Source organism: Brumimicrobium mesophilum (assembly GCF_003025005.1).
GTDB classification, from domain to species: domain Bacteria; phylum Bacteroidota; class Bacteroidia; order Flavobacteriales_D; family Crocinitomicaceae; genus Brumimicrobium; species Brumimicrobium mesophilum.
This window is the reverse complement of record NZ_PVSS01000002.1, coordinates 293,298-316,072: the sequence shown is the minus strand read 5'-3', so window position 1 is coordinate 316,072 and position 22,775 is coordinate 293,298. Positions and strand designations below refer to the sequence as shown.

Annotated in this window: 15 protein-coding genes and 2 tRNA genes; 8 read left to right on the top strand and 9 right to left on the bottom strand. The window is 33.3% G+C overall.

Annotated features, from left to right (window positions below; translation table 11 throughout):
* The first annotated feature begins 162 nt into the window (after positions 1-162).
* The 4 genes from carB (at position 163) to C6368_RS03030 (ending at position 3,967) form a co-directional block, all read left to right on the top strand.
* Positions 163-2,979 carry a carbamoyl-phosphate synthase large subunit gene (gene carB / locus C6368_RS03045; RefSeq protein WP_107037707.1) on the top strand — a complete coding sequence of 939 codons (2,817 nt, stop codon included), beginning with the start codon at positions 163-165 and terminating at the stop codon, positions 2,977-2,979.
* Between the two features lie 113 nt (positions 2,980-3,092).
* Entirely contained in the window at positions 3,093-3,359 is a 267-nt protein-coding gene (locus C6368_RS03040) for a hypothetical protein (protein ID WP_107037706.1), read from the top strand.
* A gap of 277 nt (positions 3,360-3,636) precedes the next feature.
* Positions 3,637-3,710, top strand: a tRNA-Asp gene (locus C6368_RS03035).
* Between the two features lie 183 nt (positions 3,711-3,893).
* Positions 3,894-3,967, top strand: a tRNA-Asp gene (locus C6368_RS03030).
* A gap of 204 nt (positions 3,968-4,171) precedes the next feature.
* Here C6368_RS03030 and C6368_RS03025 read toward each other — a convergent pair.
* From C6368_RS03025 to C6368_RS03015, 4 genes are all read right to left on the bottom strand, one after another.
* Entirely contained in the window at positions 4,172-6,262 is a 2,091-nt protein-coding gene (locus tag C6368_RS03025; protein WP_107037705.1) for an amino acid carrier protein, read from the bottom strand.
* Between the two features lie 545 nt (positions 6,263-6,807).
* Positions 6,808-7,023, bottom strand: coding sequence for a hypothetical protein (locus C6368_RS17210; RefSeq protein WP_159038404.1), 216 nt, complete (start codon positions 7,021-7,023; stop codon positions 6,808-6,810).
* A 68-nt stretch (positions 7,024-7,091) separates the two neighbouring features.
* Positions 7,092-9,062: a M1 family aminopeptidase gene (locus tag C6368_RS03020; RefSeq protein ID WP_107037704.1), complete on the bottom strand. Its 1,971-nt coding sequence runs from the start codon at positions 9,060-9,062 to the stop codon at positions 7,092-7,094.
* 69 nt (positions 9,063-9,131) lie between these two features.
* The gene (locus C6368_RS03015) at positions 9,132-10,286 is read right to left on the bottom strand and encodes a DUF748 domain-containing protein (RefSeq protein ID WP_107037703.1); all 1,155 of its coding nucleotides are present in this window, start codon (positions 10,284-10,286) and stop codon (positions 9,132-9,134) included.
* A gap of 395 nt (positions 10,287-10,681) precedes the next feature.
* Here C6368_RS03015 and C6368_RS03010 point away from each other — a divergent pair, with 395 nt between their 5' ends.
* Positions 10,682-11,527: a DUF2911 domain-containing protein gene (locus C6368_RS03010; RefSeq protein WP_107037702.1), complete on the top strand. Its 846-nt coding sequence runs from the start codon at positions 10,682-10,684 to the stop codon at positions 11,525-11,527.
* A 221-nt stretch (positions 11,528-11,748) separates the two neighbouring features.
* On the opposite strand, the gene C6368_RS03005 is transcribed toward C6368_RS03010, so the two are convergent.
* The 4 genes from C6368_RS03005 to C6368_RS02990 form a co-directional block, all read right to left on the bottom strand.
* The gene (locus tag C6368_RS03005) at positions 11,749-13,215 is read right to left on the bottom strand and encodes an MltF family protein (RefSeq protein WP_159038403.1); all 1,467 of its coding nucleotides are present in this window, start codon (positions 13,213-13,215) and stop codon (positions 11,749-11,751) included.
* A gap of 169 nt (positions 13,216-13,384) precedes the next feature.
* Entirely contained in the window at positions 13,385-13,981 is a 597-nt protein-coding gene (locus tag C6368_RS03000; RefSeq protein WP_449374860.1) for an ACP phosphodiesterase, read from the bottom strand.
* Positions 13,982-13,984: 3 nt separating this feature from the next.
* Positions 13,985-14,986: a PorP/SprF family type IX secretion system membrane protein gene (locus C6368_RS02995; protein WP_107037699.1), complete on the bottom strand. Its 1,002-nt coding sequence runs from the start codon at positions 14,984-14,986 to the stop codon at positions 13,985-13,987.
* A gap of 7 nt (positions 14,987-14,993) precedes the next feature.
* Complete coding sequence (locus C6368_RS02990) at positions 14,994-16,685, bottom strand: PKD domain-containing protein (protein WP_107037698.1); 1,692 nt, start codon at positions 16,683-16,685, stop codon at positions 14,994-14,996.
* Between the two features lie 436 nt (positions 16,686-17,121).
* Here C6368_RS02990 and miaE point away from each other — a divergent pair, with 436 nt between their 5' ends.
* The 3 genes from miaE (at position 17,122) to C6368_RS02975 (ending at position 21,382) form a co-directional block, all read left to right on the top strand.
* Positions 17,122-17,703, top strand: coding sequence for a tRNA-(ms[2]io[6]A)-hydroxylase (gene miaE, locus C6368_RS02985; protein WP_107037697.1), 582 nt, complete (start codon positions 17,122-17,124; stop codon positions 17,701-17,703).
* Between the two features lie 133 nt (positions 17,704-17,836).
* Positions 17,837-20,797 carry a glycosyltransferase family protein gene (locus C6368_RS02980; RefSeq protein WP_107037696.1) on the top strand — a complete coding sequence of 987 codons (2,961 nt, stop codon included), beginning with the start codon at positions 17,837-17,839 and terminating at the stop codon, positions 20,795-20,797.
* Between the two features lie 60 nt (positions 20,798-20,857).
* Positions 20,858-21,382 (top strand): hypothetical protein, encoded by a 525-nt coding sequence (locus C6368_RS02975; RefSeq protein ID WP_159038402.1) that lies wholly within the window; start codon positions 20,858-20,860, stop codon positions 21,380-21,382.
* 313 nt (positions 21,383-21,695) lie between these two features.
* On the opposite strand, the gene C6368_RS02970 is transcribed toward C6368_RS02975, so the two are convergent.
* The gene (locus C6368_RS02970) at positions 21,696-22,598 is read right to left on the bottom strand and encodes a C40 family peptidase (protein ID WP_107037694.1); all 903 of its coding nucleotides are present in this window, start codon (positions 22,596-22,598) and stop codon (positions 21,696-21,698) included.
* Positions 22,599-22,775: the final 177 nt, after the last annotated feature.

The following is a 22,775-nucleotide window of genomic DNA, read 5'->3' as shown; positions in this document are numbered from 1 at the left end:
TGATTTTTGGAAACTAGAATTTCTAATTTAAGGGTGAATTCAACTTTACTGTAAAAAACTATCATTAAAATCCTGTGCATACCTATAAAAGTAGTAAAAATGAATTAAATTTGTGTCCGATTTGTATAACGCTTTAACATCAAAGCAAAAAGAAAAATTGGAATGCCTAAGAACGAGAAAATTAAGTCAGTTTTAATAATTGGAAGTGGACCAATTGTAATTGGTCAAGCATGTGAATTTGATTACGCCGGATCACAAGCTTCAAGATCTTTAAGAGAGGAAGGAATCGAAGTAACTTTGATTAATTCGAATCCTGCGACAATTATGACCGATAAAGTAGTAGCGGATAATATTTATTTATTGCCACTAGAACCAGAAAGCATTCGCGAAATTATTGCTAATCATGATATCGATGCTGTTTTGCCAACTATGGGAGGACAAACTGCTTTGAATTTAGCAATCAAATGTGATGAGTTAGGAATATGGGAAGAAAACAATATCGAAATTATTGGAGTTGATATCGCGGCAATTGAAATCACAGAAAACCGTGAGGACTTCCGTAATTTAATGGAAGAAATTGATGTTCCAATGGCTCCTCAAAAAACTGCTAAATCTTTCCTTGAAGGAAAAAGTGTAGCGCAAGAATTTGGATACCCATTATGTATTCGTTCTTCATTTACTCTAGGAGGTGCAGGAGCAGGAGTTGTTTATACAGAAAAAGAATTTGATAATTTACTAGATGCTGGTTTGCATGCCTCTCCAATTCATGAGGTGATGATTGATAAAGCACTTTTAGGTTGGAAAGAATATGAATTAGAGTTATTGAGAGATAAAAATGATAACGTTGTTATTATTTGTTCGATTGAGAATTTTGATCCAATGGGAGTGCACACAGGAGATTCAATCACCGTTGCTCCAGCAATGACAATGTCTGATACAACATTCCAAGACATGAGAAACATGGCCATCAAAATGATGCGTTCAGTTGGTAATTTTGCTGGAGGTTGTAATGTACAGTTTGCTGTTTCTCCAGATGAAGAAGAGAAAATCATAGCAATTGAAATTAATCCTCGTGTTTCTAGATCTTCTGCTTTAGCATCAAAAGCTACAGGTTATCCTATTGCAAAGATTGCAGCTAAACTAGCAATTGGTTATACATTAGATGAATTGGATAATCAGATTACGAAAACTACTTCTGCTTTATTTGAGCCAAGTTTAGATTATGTAATTGTAAAAATACCACGTTGGAATTTCGATAAATTTCCAGGAGCAGACCGTAAATTAGGTCTCCAAATGAAATCTGTTGGAGAAGTTATGGGAATTGGTCGTAATTTCCAAGAAGCCCTTCAAAAAGCTTGTCAGTCTCTTGAGATTGGAAGAAATGGTTTAGGAGCCGATGGAAAAGAATTAACTGACCAAAACCAAATTTTGGAAAGTTTAGAGTTCCCAAGCTGGAACAGGCTTTTCCATGTGTATGATGCGATTAAATTGGGGATTCCGTTTAATAGAATACACGAGAAAACTAAAATTGATGTTTGGTTCTTACGTCAAATCGAGGAATTGATCAAGCTAGAACGTAATATTGAGAAATTTAATTTAGGAAACATTTCTAAAGAATTACTTTTCGAAGCTAAGCAAAAAGGATATGCCGATAGACAAATAGCACATTTACTGCGTTGTTTAGAATCAGAAATCTATGCGAAAAGAGAAGAGTTTGGAATTCAACGTGTTTATAAACTTGTTGATACTTGTGCCGGAGAGTTTCCAGCGCAAACACCATATTATTACTCAACTTTCGAATTAGAAAATGAAAGTGAAGTAACAGAGAAAAAGAAAATTGTTGTTTTAGGTTCTGGACCAAATAGAATTGGACAAGGAATTGAATTTGATTACTCTTGTGTGCATGGAGTTATGGCTGCGAAAGAAGCAGGATATGAAACCATCATGATTAATTGTAATCCTGAAACTGTTTCAACAGATTTCGATACGGCAGATAAATTATATTTCGAACCAGTTTTCTGGGAACATATTTATGACATCATTCGTCATGAAAAACCAGAAGGAGTTATCGTTCAATTAGGTGGTCAAACTGCATTGAAGTTAGCTGAGAAATTAGAGCGATATGGAATCAAAATCATGGGTACGAGTTTCGATGCATTGGATTTAGCTGAAGACAGAGGTCGTTTTTCACAATTATTGAAAGAAAACAATGTGCCTTATCCTGAATTTGGTGTTGTTGAAAGTGCAGAACAAGCATTAGAACTTTCAAATGATTTAGGTTTCCCTTTATTGGTCCGTCCTTCATATGTTTTGGGAGGACAGAAAATGAAAATTGTAATTAACAGAGAAGAATTGGAACATCATGTAGTTGATATTCTTCGTGATATGCCAGACAATCAAATTCTATTGGACCACTTCTTAGGAGGTGCTATCGAAGCAGAGGCAGATGCAATTTGTGATGGAGAAAACGTTTACATTATTGGAGTTATGCAGCATATTGAGCCTGCAGGAATTCACTCAGGAGATTCATACGGGGTTTTACCGCCATACAACTTAGGAGATCTAGTAATGCAACAAATTGAAGATATCACTAAGAAGATTGCAGTTGCTCTAAAAACGGTTGGATTAATTAATATTCAATTTGCGATTAAAGATGATAAAGTTTATGTGATTGAAGCAAATCCAAGGGCATCTCGTACTGTTCCTTTTATTGCAAAAGCTTATGACGAACCTTATGTAAAATACGCAACGAAAGTAATGTTAGGAGTAAATAAGGTAACTGATTTCGATTTCCAACCTAAAAAAGGTGGGTATGCAATTAAAATTCCAGTTTTCTCATTCAACAAGTTCCCTAATGTGAACAAAGAATTGGGACCTGAGATGAAATCTACTGGAGAAGCAATTCAATTTATCAAAGATTTGAAAGATCCATTCTTTAGAAAGATATTTGCGGAACGTAATTTATATTTATCTAAATAGTTATAAAATTACTTCTGGAAAATTTTATAAGAAAGTCCAGGCGATTATTGTCTGGACTTTTTTTGTTTTTAGTTTGAAAGCTTTTGAGTATAGATGTTTAAATTAATTGAATTATGATAATATTAAGTGTTCCAGGTACGATTAGAATGGTGTTGATCATCATCGCAATATTTGTAATCATTCGGTTTATTGGTCGAATTATGGCCACTAAAAAAAGTGTGGAAAACGAAAAACGTTTTAATCAAAATAACGACGCTTTTAGAAAAGCCAAGGAAAAGAGTGAATCGGAGAAGGGAAAGGTTCACATTGTGGAGGGAGGTTATCGCGAGGCAGAGGATGTGGATTTTGAAGAAATAAAGGATAATGAAAAAAAAGGCTAAAAAAAAGTGTTGCCTTAAATAGTTGAAATTCAATCAAGTTTAAATAAACAATAAAAAAAGTTTATTTTTTTTTCAAAAAACCATTGTCGGTCGAAGAAAGTTGGTTATATTTGCACTCGCCTAACGAAACAAGTATGGCACTTACAACGGTAAGTAAAGAAAGAAATTGAAAAAGTAAGTTGCGGAAGCAAATGAACAATACAGAATTTAATAACTAGGTTAAATTAGTTATAGTTGACTGTCGTCAGCATCCTTCGAAAGTAGGAATATAAATTTTGGTCCGGTAGTTCAGTTGGTTAGAATGCCTGCCTGTCACGCAGGAGGTCGCGAGTTCGAGTCTCGTCCGGACCGCATTTACAACACGCCTCTATGGCTGGAGGAACAGAAACCCCTATGACGTATCAATGTCGTAGGGGTTTTGTCTTTCCTTTTTCAATACGTATTAAATATGAACAATACAGAATTTAAAGACTTAGTAAAATAAGTTATAGTTGACTGTCGTCAACGTTCTTCAAAAGAAGAATAATAAGTTTTGGTCCGGTAGTTCAGTTGGTTAGAATGCCTGCCTGTCACGCAGGAGGTCGCGAGTTCGAGTCTCGTCCGGACCGCATAAAAATACGCCTCTATGGCTGGAGGATTAGAAACCCCTACAACGTATCAATGTTGTAGGGGTTTTGTCTTTTTATTAGTTTTGGTTTTGTTTGTGGGCTAGTTGGGTGAATACTTCAATTATGAAACATAGTATTCCTGTTCTATTTTTTAGAGCATTATGAAACCGTTCTTTTCACTATACATTAGTTCATATTGATAAATCACTTCCCTTTTGAAAACTTCGGGTCAATATAAAGTTTGCCCTCTTTTAAATTCTGCCAATAAATTTTCATGTCAGTACTAATTTCGGAAGACATAATATATAATCCGATGATATTTGGAAAGGACATGGCAAGGATCATCATGTCGGCAAAACTTAATACAGCTCCCAAGCTTACAGAGGCTCCCAAGACTACAAATAGTAAGTACATAATTTTATAAATCATTTCTGATTTTTTGCTTTGACCAAAAAGAAATGTCCATGATCGCATACCATAATATGACCAAGAAACAGTGGTAGAAAATGCAAATAGGAATACTGCGATAGCCAGTACATTGGGAAACCATGAAACAACACTTCCAAACGCATCAGCTGTGAGTTCTACACCACCTATTCCAGTGTTGGTTTCATGCATTCCTGTGAATATCAAAACCAATGCGGTCATTGTACAAACTAACATTGTGTCAATGAAGGGTTCGACCAATGCGGCAAAACCATCGGAAATTGGATGGTTGGTTTTTGACGCACTATGGGCGATGGCTGCTGAACCAACACCTGCTTCACTTGAGAAAGCAGCGCGTTGTAACCCTATTATTAGAACTCCAATAAAACCTCCTTTTAAAGCCTCAGAATAAAACGCTCCTTCGAATATTGCGATAAATGCTCCTCCGATGTATTCTATATGCGTGCCAATGACAACCAAACAGCCAACAACATATAATATAGCCATTATGGGTACTACTTTGGCCGTAACCTTTGCGATACTTTGTATTCCACCAATAATTACTATTCCAATTAAAATTGCAAATCCAATTCCGAACCAAAAACCATAACCTTGTAGAAAAGGAATTTGTTCGGAAACAATTTTAAATGCCTGATTTGATTGTAACATATTTCCTCCTCCAAATGAAGCACCAATACCAAGAATGGCAAAACATACTGCCAGGAACTTCCCTAAGTGCTTTAGATTTCTTTTTTCTAAACCATAGCGTAAATAATTCATTGGTCCACCAAAAATACGTCCTTCTTTATCTATAAATCGGTATTTTACTCCTAGGGTACATTCCGCGAATTTTAGTGACATTCCAAAAAATCCAGCTATAAACATCCAAAAAGTTGCTCCAGCGCCGCCTAATGATATGGCTACAGCAACTCCTGCTATATTACCTAAACCAACAGTGGCGGACACGGCCGTAGCCATTGCTTGAAAATGGGTAATTATTCCAGGGGCTTTAGGATCATCATATTTGCCTCGTGCTAAGTCTATTGAGTGTTTAAAGCCACGAATATTTATTAGTTTCAACCTGAAAGTGAAGAAAACACTTCCTAGAATCAACCAAATAACGATAAAAGGAATGTTATTGGTTCGAACTTCGCCATTTGGATGTAAGATAGGTTGTGGTGAATTAAAGTGAATAACACCGATGGGTGAAGATTTAAATGAGCCCTTTTCGGGTGTTCGTGAAACTGTATTACCTTCTTGAATAATTTTATGGACTTTTCCCTCAGCAAGTGCATAGACAGGAAATTCTTTACCTTGATGTGTTTCTAAAATTGCTATTTCTTCACCTTTGGTAACTACCTTATTATCTGAAACCAACCATTTCTTAACTATGAATTCTTCTTCAGAAGAAACTTCAAATAAAGGTAGTTGAATGATTTTTTCAGAACTATAAACCACAGGGTCATATAGTCCAAGTTTTGAAAATGCATCCCAAAACAATATAGCTCCCATCACGTCCACAGCAGGTTGAACACCACTATTGAAAATCTCTGTAATAGATTCAGCTTTAATTTTAAATTTTTTGGTAATGGAATCTCCATTGGCATCTGTAACTACTACAACGTGGTTTAGTCCTTCAATTAATTCAATGGATTCTGTAGATTTCAAGGATGTGTTTTGATCACTCCATTTATATTGGTATGGTGGAACACCACCTGTCACATTAATTTTGGCTATTCCATCATTAATTTCTTTGGTTGGATTCTCAAGTTTTAATTCGACTTTCAATTTTGAATCAGAAGAAGTTTGAGCATTTAGAAAATTGAAGGAAAAAAGTGTAAAAAGAACTAAAAATCTGAATTTTATCATTAAAAATGTGTTTTTTTCGGTATTTTATTAAGAAAAATGACAAAATAATCATAACCGTGAGTTCTCCCAAGCTAATGGAGATGTTTTTATTTTAATCGAATTAATTTGAAAAAATGTTTGAATAATTCTTATTCGTTAGTAAGGACGAAATTAAAGGATATTTTAAAGTAGTAATTAATAAAAAATACCTTTCATTACCTTGTAATAGAATGTTATTTAATAGTTTATGCTCAAGATTTTTATTTGAACTATTTTAATTTTATTGGTCAGAATATCCGATAAAAAAAGTGGTTTCAATTGGAACTGAGTATTTTTGAAATTAAAAGTTTCCAATGAGCCGAAAAAATTTATCTCCATCCAACTAATTTTTTCAGCATGCTCTCATTAGCTATAACATTTTTCCATCTTACAATCAGAAAAACGAAAAATAAGTTATTCGCAATTATGGTGGTATATCCATGCTAATTAATGAGAATTGCGGAAAACGTGATCACTAATATAAAAAGACCAATAATTTGAGTGTAAATAGAGGGTTTACAAATAATTTAATTCTTTTCAAATTCAAAATAACCATGCTTAGTAACTCCAAATAGTAAATAGGAGTAGGCGAACCTTCCTGAAAGGAAAGGGGTTTTATTTCCAAAATGAATTTTTGATAATTTTCTGTGATAATTATAGCCTAACTTTTTCATTCTGTTCTCAATAATATCCATGCGATCAGAATTGGAAATGCTATCATCTAGTTTAAATTTACTACTCACATAAAATGATTATTTTTTCATTCGTTCAATTAATTCTTAATTCCAAGCTGGAAGTACCTATTTGGTAATTAATTTAATACAATTGTTTTTACCCATTGATGACCATTTTTGTCTGAAATTTTCACGATGTAATATCCAGATTTTTTTGATTGAAGGTCGAGTTTCACAGCTGAATTAAAACTTCCTTCGTAAACAGTTTTTCCTTGGGATGTAAAAACTTTGATAAACTTTTCTGAGTGATCATCCATTTCAACGTTAAATTGGCCATTTGATGGATTTGGAAAAATTCTGAGATCAACTGATTTCGACTCTTCATCGATTGATAAGTAATTGACATCTTCTGTAATTGATCCGGTTTTATTTACTATCCAATTATTCGGGTCTATAACAAAGGTTTGCAAAGAACTTCCGAAATTTGGAATTGTAAAATGATTACTATTACTAGAAATATCAACTCTTACTGTGGTGTCAGGTAGCCCATTTCTCTGAATTTCTAATTCTAATGGATTTGTGAAAGTTGGTGTAGAACTAGAGGTAGTGTGACTTATTTCAAACAATAAATCATCATTAACAATGTTGTATTTTAAACTATAAGTCGGGTAACCTTCACCAAAATACCATTCATTAAATGCATTGTTAAAGTTTACGATTGAAATAGAATTGAATTCGTCTCTAACATCTAAACCTATTGCTACACTATCTTTAAAATCAGTTTGAAAATTTCGTAATGCTTGAAAAAATAAAGAATCATCATTCATCATGAACCTTAAAGTGTGAACAAATGCCGCTCCCTTATCGTACGATAATCGACCACTAAAAATTGCTCCTTCGTTAAGGCTATCTGTTACCCAAATGCTGCCTCCAGGGTTACTCATTACATTGGTATGAATGTCTAGCATGTTTGGAATTGCTTCATTTGGGTGAAGATATTCAAGCATCAAATGACTAGAATAAGTTGCAAATCCTTCATTTACCCAAATATCTGACCAAGAAGCACAAGTCACACTATTTCCCCACCATTGGTGACCTAGTTCGTGCGCTGTTAATCCTTTTTCGAAGAAACCTTGAGTTGTCATTGTTTGGTGTTCCATTCCTCCACTTAAAGGTGCCATACAATGTCCATATTTTTCATCATCAAAAGGGTATTTTCCATACAATTCGGCAAATAATTCCATGAAATCCACCGTTTCTTCGATGTCGCTCTGGAAATTCATTAAAGTGACAGGATTGTCATAAATGTAATTTTGAATGAGAATTGGATTTGTTGAATTCACTGGGTTAGCATAAACATTGTATTCTACATATTCTGCAACGGCTACCGAGATTAAATAATAGGCAATTGGGTGTCTGTGGAACCATTCATAACGTGATGTTCCATTTCCTAAATCAATAACATTTTCTAAAAGTCCATTTGATCCTGCTTTACAATTATTTGGAACAGTGATTTTCATTGAAACACTGTCTGCTTTGTCTCTTAAGTCTTGTTTACATGGAAACCATTCATATGCCGAAAATGGTTCTGATAATGACCAAGTAACTTGATTCCCCCAAGAAGGTGAAGAATCATTTGACATTCCTGACCCTCCAAATGGAGTAGAAGAGGAGCTTGGAGCAGTTCCGCTATAATCGATAGCTATTTTAAAGGGTTGATTGTTTGTCAAATTAACTGGAACTTTTACAACAGAACCGTTTCTGTTGAACGGAGTAGCCACGTTGTTTAAACGGATTTCAGAAATATTGAAAGTTGAATACAATTCAAATAAAACCGAATCCAAAATTTCATTTGCAATTCCATGAATTTCTCCTGTTCCCGCAATATCTGTTGTTAAATTATCCATTTCTATATCTAGAGAATAAAAATGAATATCATATTTCTTGGCATCAGCAATTTGTTGAAGGTTCAAATTGGGACTTCTCATTTGATGATTAGAAAAAGCATCTCTTTTAGAACAATAATTTCTAGATTCTTGAGCGAAACTTAAATGGCTTAAAATTAAAACAACTGAAAGCGTTAAAAATGTGGTGTAAAAATTTTTCATAATTATTATGTGGTTCCTAATAATAAAAATGTGGCAACTATTGTTGCCACATTGAATACCGAATTTTATTTACTCTTTATCATCATTGTTAAATATATCTTTAAACTTATCCCAAAAACCTCTGTCATCCTGTTCATTGGCAATGTCTTTTAAACTAATGGTATTGTCAACTTCGGCTTCATAAGCCTCAATAAATGCATTTCTGAAGATGTTTACTATTGTAGTTACAATTCCTATTTCAGGGTTATCAATATTTCCTGAAATTGGAATTTTAGTTCCCGTCTTATCTTTACGAATATTCTTAGTGATGTTAAAGGCTAAACCAACAAAGGCTTGCCAAAATCCATTCAAAACAGGTTTGTCCTCTTTAAAATTCAAGACCTTCACATCTGTCAGAATTGGTTTTACATAACCTTTTGCTTGCCCGTCTAACATTGCAAATTCAGAAGCGACTGCAAAATCACCCTTTTCGAAATCGAAATTTGCATAAGCCATCGTAAAAGCATTTAGCTCTGTTAAATCAACATCTTTAACATCAACATTTAAATCCATGTCTGGTAAATCTTTCAAGATATTTAAATCTCCTTCGACCTTAAGATTTCCTTTGTTTAAAACTTTCGAAGTTAGTTTTAAGTGAGAAGGAAGTGGCTCCTGGACATCTGTTGAATTAGTTAAGTTCTCAGCTTTTAATTGAAGTTGTGTTAATTTTAAATTTACGGCTGGATCTGAAACCATATTTTCAAATTCAATCTGACCATTATTAATAACAAATCTGTTAATTTTAAGTGGGATAAAATCAATAATAGGTTCTACCCATGAAACATCTCCGGTTTGTTCTTGTTCTTCGCTGTTTCCATCCGCAAAGTAAAGTTTTAATTCATCAAGAACAACTTCACTTACAATCGAACCTTGAAAAATAGCTTTCCATTCAACTGAAATATCTGTATTCTTACAATAAACGAAAGGTTTTGTAACGGAATTTTCTGTAATTTTTATCTCAAATTCTTTGAAAATCATAGCACCTCTAAATAAATGTAAATCGATATCTTCGAGTGTACATTCATAGCCATCTACTTCATTCACAGCAGCTACAATTTTATCTCTTAAAAAATAGGGCAACCAAATTCGAAATCCTATTATGACCACCAGAAATGCATATAGAATAATTCGACGTCTTCTTTTCTTTTTATTGGAAGGAATCAAAATCTCTTTTAAACTGTTCATATTTTAATTAAATGTGAGTTGATAATATCGGGATACTGCTAAACCCTTTCTAATATAGTTTTTTTTATTGAATTTGATTGTTATTCTTTTTTCAATAATAATTTAGGAATAATAAATGATAATATTAAAATTAGCGCAAATAAATTCGTAATGCCTTCATATATATGTTTAAAAAAATAAACTAAGTCTTTTTATTCGTAATTGTAGAACTTTCATTTTGTAATTCTTTGGACACTTTTTTTAGTATTTAACACTTTTTATAGCTTAGACTTTCTCTTTGATAGTCTAGAGTTTCATTTCATTTTTTGTATTAAATAAGATGAATTTGTTTTATCGCTATGCCAAGATGGCTTTGTTGTGTTTGAATCTTTATCTTTGTTCAAAAATTTATAGATATGAAAAAAACATTATTTTTATTAAGTGCTTTGGGGATTAGTTTAGTGACTTCTGCTCAGGTGAAAACTCCAGCTTTAAGCCCTGAGGCTGAAATGGAACAAACAGTAGGTTTAACTGAGGTTGAAGTTGATTATTCTCGTCCTTCTTTGCGAGGAAGAGATATGCACAAAGAAATTTTACCATTAGGTGAAAAATGGCGTTTTGGGGCGAATAAAAATACAACTATATCTTTTGATACCAAGGTGAACTTTGGAGGAACAGATATCTCATCAGGAACATATGCTATGTATGCAGTAACTGGAGCAAAGGAATGGAAAATCATTTTGTATAAAGAAACTGAAAACTGGGGATTGCCTAAAGAATGGTCCGCAGATATGGTTGCAGCTGAAGTTACAGTTCCTGTAAACAAGACTAAGAACAATGTTGAAACTTTCACGATCTCATTTGATAATCTTGATATAAATCACTTTGATTTAGTGGCCGAATGGGGAAATACTTCATTGTCAATTAAAGTGAAATTACCAACAAATGAATTAGCAATTGCTTCTATCAATGAAGGTATAAAAGGAAATCCTTCTGAACGTGATTATTATAGTGCTGCTAATTTCTATTTGAATGCTAACATGGAGTTGGAGAATGCATTAACTTACATAAACAAAGCCATAGAAATGAATGGTGATGCACCTTTTTATTATGTACGTAAAAAAGCATTGATCTTAGCTGGATTAGGTAAGAAAACTGAAGCAATCGAAGCTGCTAAAGTTTCTTTAGAGTCAGCTCAAAAAGCAGGAAATCAAGATTATGTTCGAATGAATGAAGCATCAATTAAGGAATGGAGTAAATAATTGCATTATTTTACCGAATTTATTAAGCGGGTACTCTCTTTCGAGATGCCCGTTTTTTGTTTTAATTATTTTAATTCAAATGAACCTAATTGACTACTTTATTAAGGTCTTTTACCTTTTTAGATACTTATTTTTGGAATTGTACAATACGAGATGCAAGTGATTTCGAGCCATTAATTAGGAACTACTTCATGATACAATAACTCTCTTTCATATAAGGGCTAGCTTTCCAATGGAAATGCAGTTTTATATTCAGTATATCTAATAAATATAGATCTCACATAATTATAGGTTTCTGACCCTCTCATGTACCCATAGTAGCATACTGGGTCGTGGTAGTACTTTGGATTAGAAAGATTCTTAATGTAAACTTCTACATTATCGTCCCAAATCAAGGGGTCTTTACCATATTTCTTGGCTAGCCTTTGTGCATCTAATACATGCGCAATTCCTGCGTTGTATGTTCCAAAAGCAAATTTTATTCTTTGAATTGAATCAGGAATAGTTTTCCATTCATTGTAATTCTTGATAATTTTTCTAATTCCACCATCAATTTGAACCGCAGGGGGGGAGTCCGGATAAACATCGAAGGTAGGACCAATGGTAGGCATGAATTGCATCAAACCATAAGCCCCAGCCCAAGACTCTTCTGTGAGCTGAAATTTCGATTCTTGATAAATAAGGGCTGCGATTAATCTCCAGTCCCAATCATAGCGATCAGAAACTTCTTTAATTATGTCATCGTAAGGAGAAATCTTGGAACCCCTAATTGAAGAATATTCACTTTTTGATTTGGATACATTGGCTGTATTTTTTAAATATTTATATTTTATATAGTTGAATGTGGAAGTCTTCATAAATTCTTCTAACCAAGCATCTAATCTTTTCCTTAATAATGGACTTTGTTTTCTTATCCCAAAAGCAATTCGCTGTTTTACGCTTAATTCAAGTTCTGTATCTACGTTAGGATAATATCTTTTGTTGATTTGGGCCACATTCTCATCAACTACTGTATAGTCGATAAAACCTTTAGAAACCATATCTATCACATCTTCAGGAATTATATTTCCTTCTAAAGGTTTAAGAATAATGGTATCACCTAATTCATTTTGAAGATTAACCAATCTATCATAATAACTAGAGTTTTTCCAAACGTGAATGGTTTTTCGAGATAATTGAGCAGGGTCACTAATTAATTTATTTTCCCAAGTACTTCTTCTTGAATTTTGCCAACCTTCAGGTTTTCTTTGAACCAATACTTGAGAGGTCCTCATAATTGGTTTAGAAAAATCAATTTGATTTCTTCTTTCTTTGGTTATGGTGTAGTTACAGGCAATAATATCACCATCTCCATTATTTAATCTTGAAATAATATTGTCAAGGTCCGGAACAATCTTAATTTCTAATTTAACGCCTATTTCCTTAGCGAATTCATTAAGAATTTCATATTCTAAGCCCATTTTATGCCCTCGGTAAATAAAATAGCTTGTGGCGCTATTTTCTGCTAAAATGGTAAGTTTGTTGTCTTTAAGGATTTCTCCAAGATCTTTTTGCTTTTTTAAATCGGTACGACCAACAACATCTTGCTTGTTTTCTTTCCCTTTTGTGTTTTGACAACTGAATGTTATAAACAGAAGCACTGTTATGCAGGGAAGGATTGAAGTGAATAATGTTAGTTTTTTTATCAAAATTTATATTTTCTAGGTTAAATATAAGAAAAAATAAAATATAAAATAGCGTTACTAAAATTTAGATATTCAGATGAATAAGTTGATAAGTTATTGGATATTATTGGGTTTATTTCTTGGGTTAACAAATGTTCTTAAACGAGAAATAATAAACGAGAGATGTAAATTCCTAAAGCGATTTAAAATGTAAAATAGCATCAGCCATAAATAGGTGAAATACTTTTTCTATTCTTTGTTCATTATTAATGAATACTTCTGCCGCTATATTTAGATTGTTTTTAAATGCAATTCTTTGGGATAAACCTTCGGAGGCGATTCTTAATCCGTCGAGATGTAGATTTTTCTTTAAAAGATTATGATTTTTAATCATCAAAAGTAGGCTGTTGAAATAAATAGGGTATTCAAATTTTGGATTTTTATAGCGAAGATGATTCGGATCTTCAGTGTATTCCAAAAATAAATCTATGAATTCATCTAATGATTTGGGGTGGTACTTTGGCCAATTTTTAGCGAGTAGATGATCAAAATACAAATCAATTGCTATCCCTGCAATTTTAGGGAGTTCATGATATAAATGAAGTCTTAATTCTGTAATCAACGGGTGGTGATCAATAAAATCATCAATTTGTCGATGCAGAAAAACGCCTTCCTGAACTATTTGCGGTAGGTAGGAATAATTCCTACCTTTAACAAAGTCGCCAAATAAATTGGCGACCATTAACTCTTGATTCTCTTTCGAGAAATATAAATGTCCTAAAAAATTCAAAGATTAATAAACGTATTTACCTTTTCTGTTTAACATTATGTCATACATAATTGCAACTTCAAATCCTCCAATACTTCTTGAGGCAGGAAGCATAGCGTTGATATTTGAATCATAAGATGCTGCTATAGTTATTCCTTTGAAAGAATATTGAGCATTTACAATAATTGCATCTCTAAGTCTGTGATAAATACCAAATGAAATCATTGTTGGAGTATAAAACCCAGTCCTTAATGAAGCGTCTTGTAGGTAAAAGTCAAAGTTTGTTCCAACAACTATGTTCGATGTAGGACCTTGAAAAACTGTTAAGACCTGTGGTGAGATACCGAAATCACTTTGATAGAATCTATGGTTCATTCCAAATTGACCAACATATCGAACAAACAAATTATCTTGAATATTGAAAGCTAACTCTGGTTGTAAAATATGGTTAGCTGAAAATCCGAAATAAATTCTATTAGAGTTTGAGGTTTGATGCTTTAGAAATATTCCAGCATTTAGATCAAATTCTGACACTGATGCATTGTTAATTGGATCTGCAATTATATTGCCATCAAATTCATAACCATTCCATTGACTTTCCCATGTGAAATTTCCACTTCCGATTGTTCTTTGATATATACCCGGTGCAATCCCAACAGATAACGAAGTTGCCTTATTGAAGAATATGTGATAGGAAACCGGAACTTTAAAATTATTTACTACATAACGGCCATCTCCACTCATGTCATTTACGAAAGAAGCACCCAAGCCTAAATAGCTATTCCTTTTGTAAGATCTAAGGATTTTTCCATCTACTGAGGCTGAAATGGAACGAAAGGGATTATCTGTAACACTGAAATATTGATTTCTAAAGTTTGTAAAAACTTTAACATCATTATCATTTGTTCCTACAGCAGCAGCATTATGTTGCATGTTATTCTTAAACCACATGCTGAAGTTATTTCCTTGTTGTGCAGAAGCAAATAAGATAGTGGTAAGTGATATTGTCAATAGTATAAATTTCATTTTAGTCTTATTTTACAAGTGTAACATTTCCAGATTTCTCGCTTTTTGTACCATCGATAAGAGTGTAAGACAAAGTGTAAACAAATACACCTTGATTAATCTCTTTTCCGTCCATAGTTCCATCCCAACCTTCATTTAAATCAGTTGTATCGAAAACCATATGTCCGTATCTATTAAATATTTTAAACTCAATAGAAGCTATTCCAATACCTAATACTTTTAAAACATCATCCTTTCCATCTCCGTTTGGTGAGAATGCTGACGGTACTTCTACAATTTCTTCAAATGCTACATAAACAGTAACAGTATCCATACCTACACATCCATTAATGTCAGTGATTGTTGGATAATAATCTGTTGTAATACTAGGTGTAGCTATCACGTTTGGACAAGTAGGGCAGTCGATAGTACTTGATGGAATCCATAATATAGAACCACCTGCACCAGGTATCGCATTTAATTCTGCTGCTCCTCCTAAGTCTATAATGGTATCTCCAAAACCTTCAATTAAAGGTAAGTCAAGAACTGTAACTGGTGTGGTAATTTGATTACTACCTCCAGAATTTGTAACAGTTAAAGTAATAGCGTATGTTCCAGGCGTGTCAAAACAAATATTCGAAGGGTTTTGACTAGTTGAAGTTGCAGGAGTAGCTCCTCCAAAATCCCATTCCCACGAAGTTGGATCACCAGTTGATTCGTCCGTGAAATCTATACATGTTCCAGAACAAATCACAAATTCCTCAGTTGAGAAATCTGCCGTTGGTGGACCTTGAGTACAATTTTGAACAAATATTTGATAAGTTACGTTATCCGTACCGTTATCATCCGTTATAGAAAGTGTTACACTATAAGTTCCTACATTATTCCAGCAAATATTCGTTGGATTTTGGTCTGTTGATGTTGCTGTTGTTGATCCAGTAAATGACCAATTCCATGCAGAAATGTTTGTTCCAGTAGAAGCGTCAGTGAAATCGATACAATCATCCTTGCAAATAGTGAATGATACAACACTGAAGTCTGCATTTGGTCCTGTTGCTGCAGAGTTGCTAGTTAAAACCATATTGTTAATGGCAAAAGATGAAACTATAACTCCAGGGTTGGTGTTGTCATTTCTCCAATGTAATGCGAATCTTAAATCTGGTTGGTTTTCTGTCACTAATGGTAGAGCAATGTTTTCTTGACTCCATTGCGCTTCACCACCTCCACAAAGTGGACCTACAGTTTGAGTCCATAATACAGTCCAAGTTGCACCTCCATCTATACTGTATTCCAATTCAGTAAAGTCTGCACCTGCTGCTCCTTCTCCTAGCCAATCAAAATCAAGTTCTAGTTGAGTTTCTCCAACTGTTGAAATTGGAGTAGTTAATGCAGCACGAATATTTGTTGTTGCGGGATTGGTGGCTAATCCATTATCGCCAGGATAATACTTAGCACCTGTTCCAACTGCTGGACATACCATACCTTGACAAGATACATATAGTGTTTTGTCTCCATTTGCTGTCACAGAACATCCTGGAGGAGTTACTCCACCTTCGCCATCATCAATAGTCCAAATGTTAGCATCTGGTTCATTTACACCTGTTTGAATCGTTAGATCCCAATTCGCTGCAGTAGCTTCAAAGTCATCAGACCAAATTGTAGTTTGCCCAAAACTGAATAGGCAACTGGTTAGAAAAGTGAAAAGTAGGATATGTTTCATGGTAAAATTTTACTTTAGTTAATTTCTGAAATAGCTCCAAATGTAAATAAAAAATAGTTCACAGCTAAATAGAATGCTTTAATTCTTAGTAAAAAAGTGCTTTCAGTATAATTTTAATTGATTAAAGGATCGTTTCCCCTTAGGTTGTTGCAAGGAATTCAATAATAATTAATCAGTTTAACCACTCAGCGATAAATCCCTCATCAATTAATTTTAGATTGAGAAAATAGGGCGGTGATAAGAAAATATACAACCTCCATCAGATTCAGACACAAAATTTCTAATGGAATAAACGGCATAATATTCAAGTTGATTTATTGGAGTAGATCCAACCAAGTATTTATTTTTAATATTAAAATTTGAGGTATTCAAAAAGATTCTGTTGGTAATTTGGATTCAAAATCTATTTTTGTGATGAATTTAAAATTTCATAAATATGCTAGGTTTAAAACTACCAACAGATCCTCGTTGGGTGAATATTGTAGAAAAAAATATAGAAGAAATATTAACTGATCATGCTTATTGCGAGCAAAAGGCTGCTTCTAATGCAATTACTGTAATCGTCAAATTTCCAATGTATCCTGATGTAGTAGAAGCAATGGCAGAATTGGTCAAGGAGGAAATTGAACATTTTCAAATGGTTCATCAAGAGCTTGTAAAGCGTGGTTTGAAATTAGGCTTTGAAAGAAAGGATGAATATATTCATGACTTATTGGCTTTTCAAAGAAAAGGTGGAGGCAGAGAACAGCAGTTTGTGGAAAAAATGTTGTTCGGAGCTATGATAGAAGCAAGGAGCTGTGAAAGATTTAGGTTGTTATCAGAAAAATTAACAGATCCTGACTTACGTGTTTTCTACAGAAAATTAATGGAAAGTGAAGCTAGACACTATATGATGTTTTTGAATTTTGCTAAAAAATATGCAACAACCATTGATGTGGATCATCGTTGGAAAGAGTTTCTTGAGTATGAAGGAGGGTTAATGAATAAATATGGTAAAAAAGATACCATACACGGTTAATACAGTTGAGAGTATAGAGTTTTGAGTAGAGAGATTCTGATCCTCCCTACTCAAAATTAGCTACTCAAAACTAACTTAATTCACTACTTTAATTATATTTACATTTTATATTAAAGAGGCAAATAAACAACACATGAGAAAAATTAATTTCCCACTCCTATTTAAAAAGAACTGGATACACCTTTTAGCGTTAGTATTATTTATCATCATAACATTAATCTATTTTCAACCGCAATTCAGTGGTTATAGTTTGAAACAGCATGATATTGAACAGTTCAAAGGAATGTCGAATGAAATAAGTCATTTCAGAGAGATTAATGGTGAAGAACCATTATGGACAAACTCAATGTTTGGAGGTATGCCAACATATCAGATCTCTACTAAATATGAAGGAAATTTAATGAAAAAAATTTATCATGGATTCCATTTGTGGATGGCTTCTCCTGGTGGATTGTTTTTTGGATATCTTCTAGGTTTCTATATCATGCTACTTTGTATGAAAGTGAACCCTAAAATAGCCATTTTTGGGGCGTTGGCATTTGCTTTCTCGTCGTATTACCTCATAATTCTTCAAGCCGGACATAATACTAAAGCGGCGGCAATTGGTTTAGCAGCACCTGTTATTGGAGCATTTTATATGGCATATCGTCATAATTTAAAATGGGGAATCGTACTCTCCGCTCTTTTTATGAGTACACAATTAACCGCAAATCACGTTCAAATTACATTCTACTTGGGTATCCTTCTTGTTTTTATGGGTATTGCTGAATTCATACGCCATATTAAACAGAAAAATATTGGTCGTTTTGTTAAAGCAACTGTTGGATTGTTATTGGTTTATGTTTTTGCCTTAGGAATTAATTATGGAAACCTTGCGCTTACAAATGATTATTCAAAATATACTATTCGTGGAGGGAATGATATTTCCATTAATATAGATGGAACGGCCAATGAGGAGAATTCCACTTCAGGGTTGGATAAAGATTATATTACACAATGGAGTTATGGTGTAAAAGAATCCATGACTCTAGTTTCTCCTTATATATTAGGTGGTTCAAGTGCAGCAATTTCAAATAGTCAATTTGCTGATCAATTGAAAACTCCTGAAATGAGGTCAAAAGCGAGTTTAGTGGCTCAAAACAATATTTATTGGGGTGATCAACCTTTCACCTCAGGACCTGTTTATTTAGGAATAATAGTATTCTTTTTAGCTGTTCTTGGTATGATTTACCTTAAAGGACCTCTAAAATGGGCTTTATTTGGAATGACTGTTTTGGCCTTAATGTTGTCTTGGGGTAAGAACTTTATGGGATTAACAGATTTCTTCCTTGATTATGTTCCGTTTTACAACAAGTTTAGAGCCGTGACAATTATTCTAGCATTGGTTGAATTGACCATTCCACTGTTGGCCGTTTTGTTCTTGAATGAATTGTTTAAGAAAAAAGAAATTATTGTGAACAACATAAAGGCTTTTTACATAGCCTCTGGTTCTATGTTAGGAATTATGGTTGTTTTGACTTTTACAGGTTTAGGAAATGGTTACATGTCTCAACAAGAAAGTGAATATATTTATTCTTATGGAGATCAGGTAAGAGCTCAGTTGGCGAATGAGGATCCGGAGAGGTTAAGAGAGAACGGTATTGATATCAATAATCCGAGTCAGGTTCAACAAGTAGTTGATCAACAAATGAAACGAGTAAATGATCAATTTGATGCCTTAACAGAGTTTAGAAAGGGAGTTTATCAGTCGAGTATGTGGCGTTCTATATTCTTTTTGGTGGTGGGAATTGTTTTAATTGCAATTTTCTTAAAATCCAATATACAGAAAGAATATATTTTGATTGGATTAGCGGTGTTTGTGGTTATTGATTTGGTAGCTGTAGACTTAAATTATCTCAACAATAAAAAGTCGGATGGAAGAAATTATGATCATTGGGCAGAAACAGAGAAGAATAATTTCCCTGTAGCTGCATCTCAAGCAGATAAACAAATTCTAGAACAAGAATTAGCCAATAATCCTGAGTTAAAATCAATAATAGATAATGTTTCTGTCGATAACGGAGGTGCTAGAGGAAGAGTTAACCAAGATGAGTTGTGGTTGAAAAAGTTACAAACTTTGGGAATGGAAACCAATTACCGAGTTTATGAACCCGCTATTGGTTTTAATAGTTCGCGAGCTTCATATTTCCATAAAGCGCTCAACGGATATCATGGAGCCAAATTAAGACGTATTCAAAATGTGAAAGATTTCCATATTAATTACAATAACATGGATGTTTTGAATATGTTGAATGTGAAGTATTTCATTCAAGAAGGACAAGCTAGGAGAAATCCGGGAGCTCTTGGAGCTGCATGGTTGGTGAAAGAAATGAGTGTTCAACCAAATGCGAATAAGGAATTATTGGCTTTAGGAAATATGTACATGGTTGAAAACAGAACAAGTAACTCTTTATTTGTGAATGGTGTAGAAAAGAAGTTAGATACCATTTCTGGAAGAGAGCAAGTAGTATTATTTGATGGAGATTCGTTAAATATAGACTTGATGAATGTTGTGCGATCTGGTATCAATTCTAGTTATGTACAAGATGCAAACGGAGCAGTAAATTGGATTCCTACAGCAGAATTAGCTAAAGACAGTTTAAATAGCTTCAACACAATGTTAACTATAGAATTGATTCATGATTTTGATCCAAAGAACGAAGCTATAATAGGACAAGAGGATGCCAATAAACTTTCTTCTTTAACATTTTCAGGTCAAGGAAGTATTGAAATGAAATTGTATGCTCCAAATGCAATGGTTTATGATGTGAATATCACAGAAAATCAATTTGCCGTTTTTTCTGAAATGTATTATCCAGATGGTTGGAATGTATATATCAATGGGGAAAAAGTTGATATTCTTAGAGTAGACTATCTTTTAAGAGGTGTTGAATTACCTGCTGGAGATTATGAACTTGAAATGAGGTTTGAAGTTCCTGCTTTTGATATATCAAACAATACTTCTTTGGCTGGTTCACTTTTACTCTTTATTGTAATTGGAGGATTGTTCTTTAAGGATTTCTTGATGAAGAGAAAAGAAGAAGAGACTGTGTAGTTTTTAGGACATTAGTATTAAAAATATTATTTAATTTCTATGATGAATCGAACATTTTTAATGCTATCAATAATAAGTTTTTTGGCTTTGGTCACTTACTCATTATTGATGGTGTTTAATGTTTTAAATCCTATCCTTCATTTGAAATACTTGATTGTACTTGTTTCAATCCTTTTTACCTTATTATCCCTTGGTTTATTTATTAGCAACAATGAAGTAAGAAAAATATCATATTTTCTATTTGTCATTGCTTTGATTTTACCGGCTTCTATACCTTTAATTGGATTGATGGCAGTAGAAATGTATTCCGATTACTGGAAACTATTCATTGGAGGAACTATTTTTCAAATAGGAACAGGGATTTATTCAATTTTAGGAGGCTTAATGAAGGGACCATTGACTCCGATTAAACGTTTTTTAGTCCTTTTTAATTATTTCTTGTTTACAATAATGGCCTTTAATTCAATTTTTAATGCTAATGTTTTGAGTCAAGATATGCATTATATAGTTATTGGAGTAATCGCTAGTGTTTTAAGTTTGATATTATTGCTTTTTAAAAAGCCAAATTTGAGTGTGTTAAAATAACTTCTCACATTGATTTCTTGATTTACCTCATATTATTAATTTAAAGTAATGTAACCTAAATTCAATATTCTTAATTGCTGAGCTTCTTAAACCAACATTGCCAAATAACCACTCCAAGAATAGAACATTAATGCACTCATTTCTTAAGTGATAAGGATTGTGCTATTTTATTAGTTAAAATAAAGAGATTCAATAAAATCATCACGGCTTCCAATTGTCGGAATGAACAGACTTACGTTTGTGGGTTGGAAAGAGAGATCCGATCGCAATCGTTAAACTCCAAGACCCTCGTTATTCCGATGGAATTTTAGCTTTAATCATTCAAAAAAGTACCATACCCTGCAATTCTTTGTTTCCAGTAGGAGGATTGATAAATATCAACGATTGAAATCCCAACACTTGTGCTTGCATGTATCATTTGAATGCTGTTGTTATTTGTAGAATAAATGACACCCACATGTGAAATTCCAGACCCATTATCAAAGAAGACAAAGTCTCCAGGTTTTACATTTCTTCTTTTTATTTTAGTTGAGGAATTGTATTGATCAGCCGCTCTTCTTTCGATGCTTTTGCCCATTTCTTTTTCGGCCAAATAACATGTAAATCCACTACAATCGAAACCTTTTGGTGTATTTCCGGCCCATTTGTATGGAACTCCAAGTAGGTCATTGGACAGCGCTAAAATGTTCTCCCTTTGTTTTGAAATAGATACAGTTTCAACAGTAACAATTTCTTCAGGAACTGTAAAGTCTTGTTTCATACCATCCACATTTGGAATTTCAGACAAGAATGTATTTACAACTTGTTCTACTAATTCAAATGTTTTTTGATTACCATCTCTTTTGAGTTCATTCATCCAGTTTTTTAAATCGCTTTTCAGAATACTCAATTCGTACGTATGCGCTCTAATTATTTCTCGTCCTTCATGGGTTTTCTTAAGATCTTGAAATGTTTCATGGGCTTCTTGAAATGCATATTTATTACGTTTATACCATCTGTCGTTTTGTGCCAATTGAAGTTTTGATAATGCCAAGTAGTAATTCGGTATTAGGGAAAAATCATATTCTGGGTTGTCTAGCAACTTATTAGCAGTTTTATAAACAGCCTTGTATTGCCTTTGATCATATCGCATTTCTAATTTGTCAAACTCCATCACTTGAGCTGTTATAGAAAAACTAAATAGTAAAGGAAGTAGAAATATGAAGAGTTTACGCATGATTCAATTTATTCGTTCTTACAAAACTAATCTAAATGTTATTGAGTATGTATGGAGGGTGATTTATTAGATTAACATTTACATGTTTAAAAGCGAATTATAAAACAAATGTCTATATTCAGTGTTTAAAAGTCACCAAACTATTATTTTTGGTGTCAAATTTGATTGAATTTCAAA

What these genes read in the sequence shown, in the direction of transcription:
- C6368_RS02995 (WP_107037699.1), bottom strand. Translation starts at nt 14,986, where the DNA reads ATGAAATTTATACTATTGACAATATCACTTACCACTATCTTATTTGCT.
- C6368_RS03010 (WP_107037702.1), top strand. Translation starts at nt 10,682, where the DNA reads ATGAAAAAAACATTATTTTTATTAAGTGCTTTGGGGATTAGTTTAGTG.
- C6368_RS02970 (WP_107037694.1), bottom strand. Translation starts at nt 22,598, where the DNA reads ATGCGTAAACTCTTCATATTTCTACTTCCTTTACTATTTAGTTTTTCT.
- C6368_RS03015 (WP_107037703.1), bottom strand. Translation starts at nt 10,286, where the DNA reads ATGAACAGTTTAAAAGAGATTTTGATTCCTTCCAATAAAAAGAAAAGA.
- miaE (WP_107037697.1), top strand. Translation starts at nt 17,122, where the DNA reads ATGCTAGGTTTAAAACTACCAACAGATCCTCGTTGGGTGAATATTGTA.
- carB (WP_107037707.1), top strand. Translation starts at nt 163, where the DNA reads ATGCCTAAGAACGAGAAAATTAAGTCAGTTTTAATAATTGGAAGTGGA.
- C6368_RS03020 (WP_107037704.1), bottom strand. Translation starts at nt 9,062, where the DNA reads ATGAAAAATTTTTACACCACATTTTTAACGCTTTCAGTTGTTTTAATT.
- C6368_RS03025 (WP_107037705.1), bottom strand. Translation starts at nt 6,262, where the DNA reads ATGATAAAATTCAGATTTTTAGTTCTTTTTACACTTTTTTCCTTCAAT.
- C6368_RS02990 (WP_107037698.1), bottom strand. Translation starts at nt 16,685, where the DNA reads ATGAAACATATCCTACTTTTCACTTTTCTAACCAGTTGCCTATTCAGT.
- C6368_RS02975 (WP_159038402.1), top strand. Translation starts at nt 20,858, where the DNA reads ATGCTATCAATAATAAGTTTTTTGGCTTTGGTCACTTACTCATTATTG.
- C6368_RS03040 (WP_107037706.1), top strand. Translation starts at nt 3,093, where the DNA reads ATGATAATATTAAGTGTTCCAGGTACGATTAGAATGGTGTTGATCATC.
- C6368_RS02980 (WP_107037696.1), top strand. Translation starts at nt 17,837, where the DNA reads ATGAGAAAAATTAATTTCCCACTCCTATTTAAAAAGAACTGGATACAC.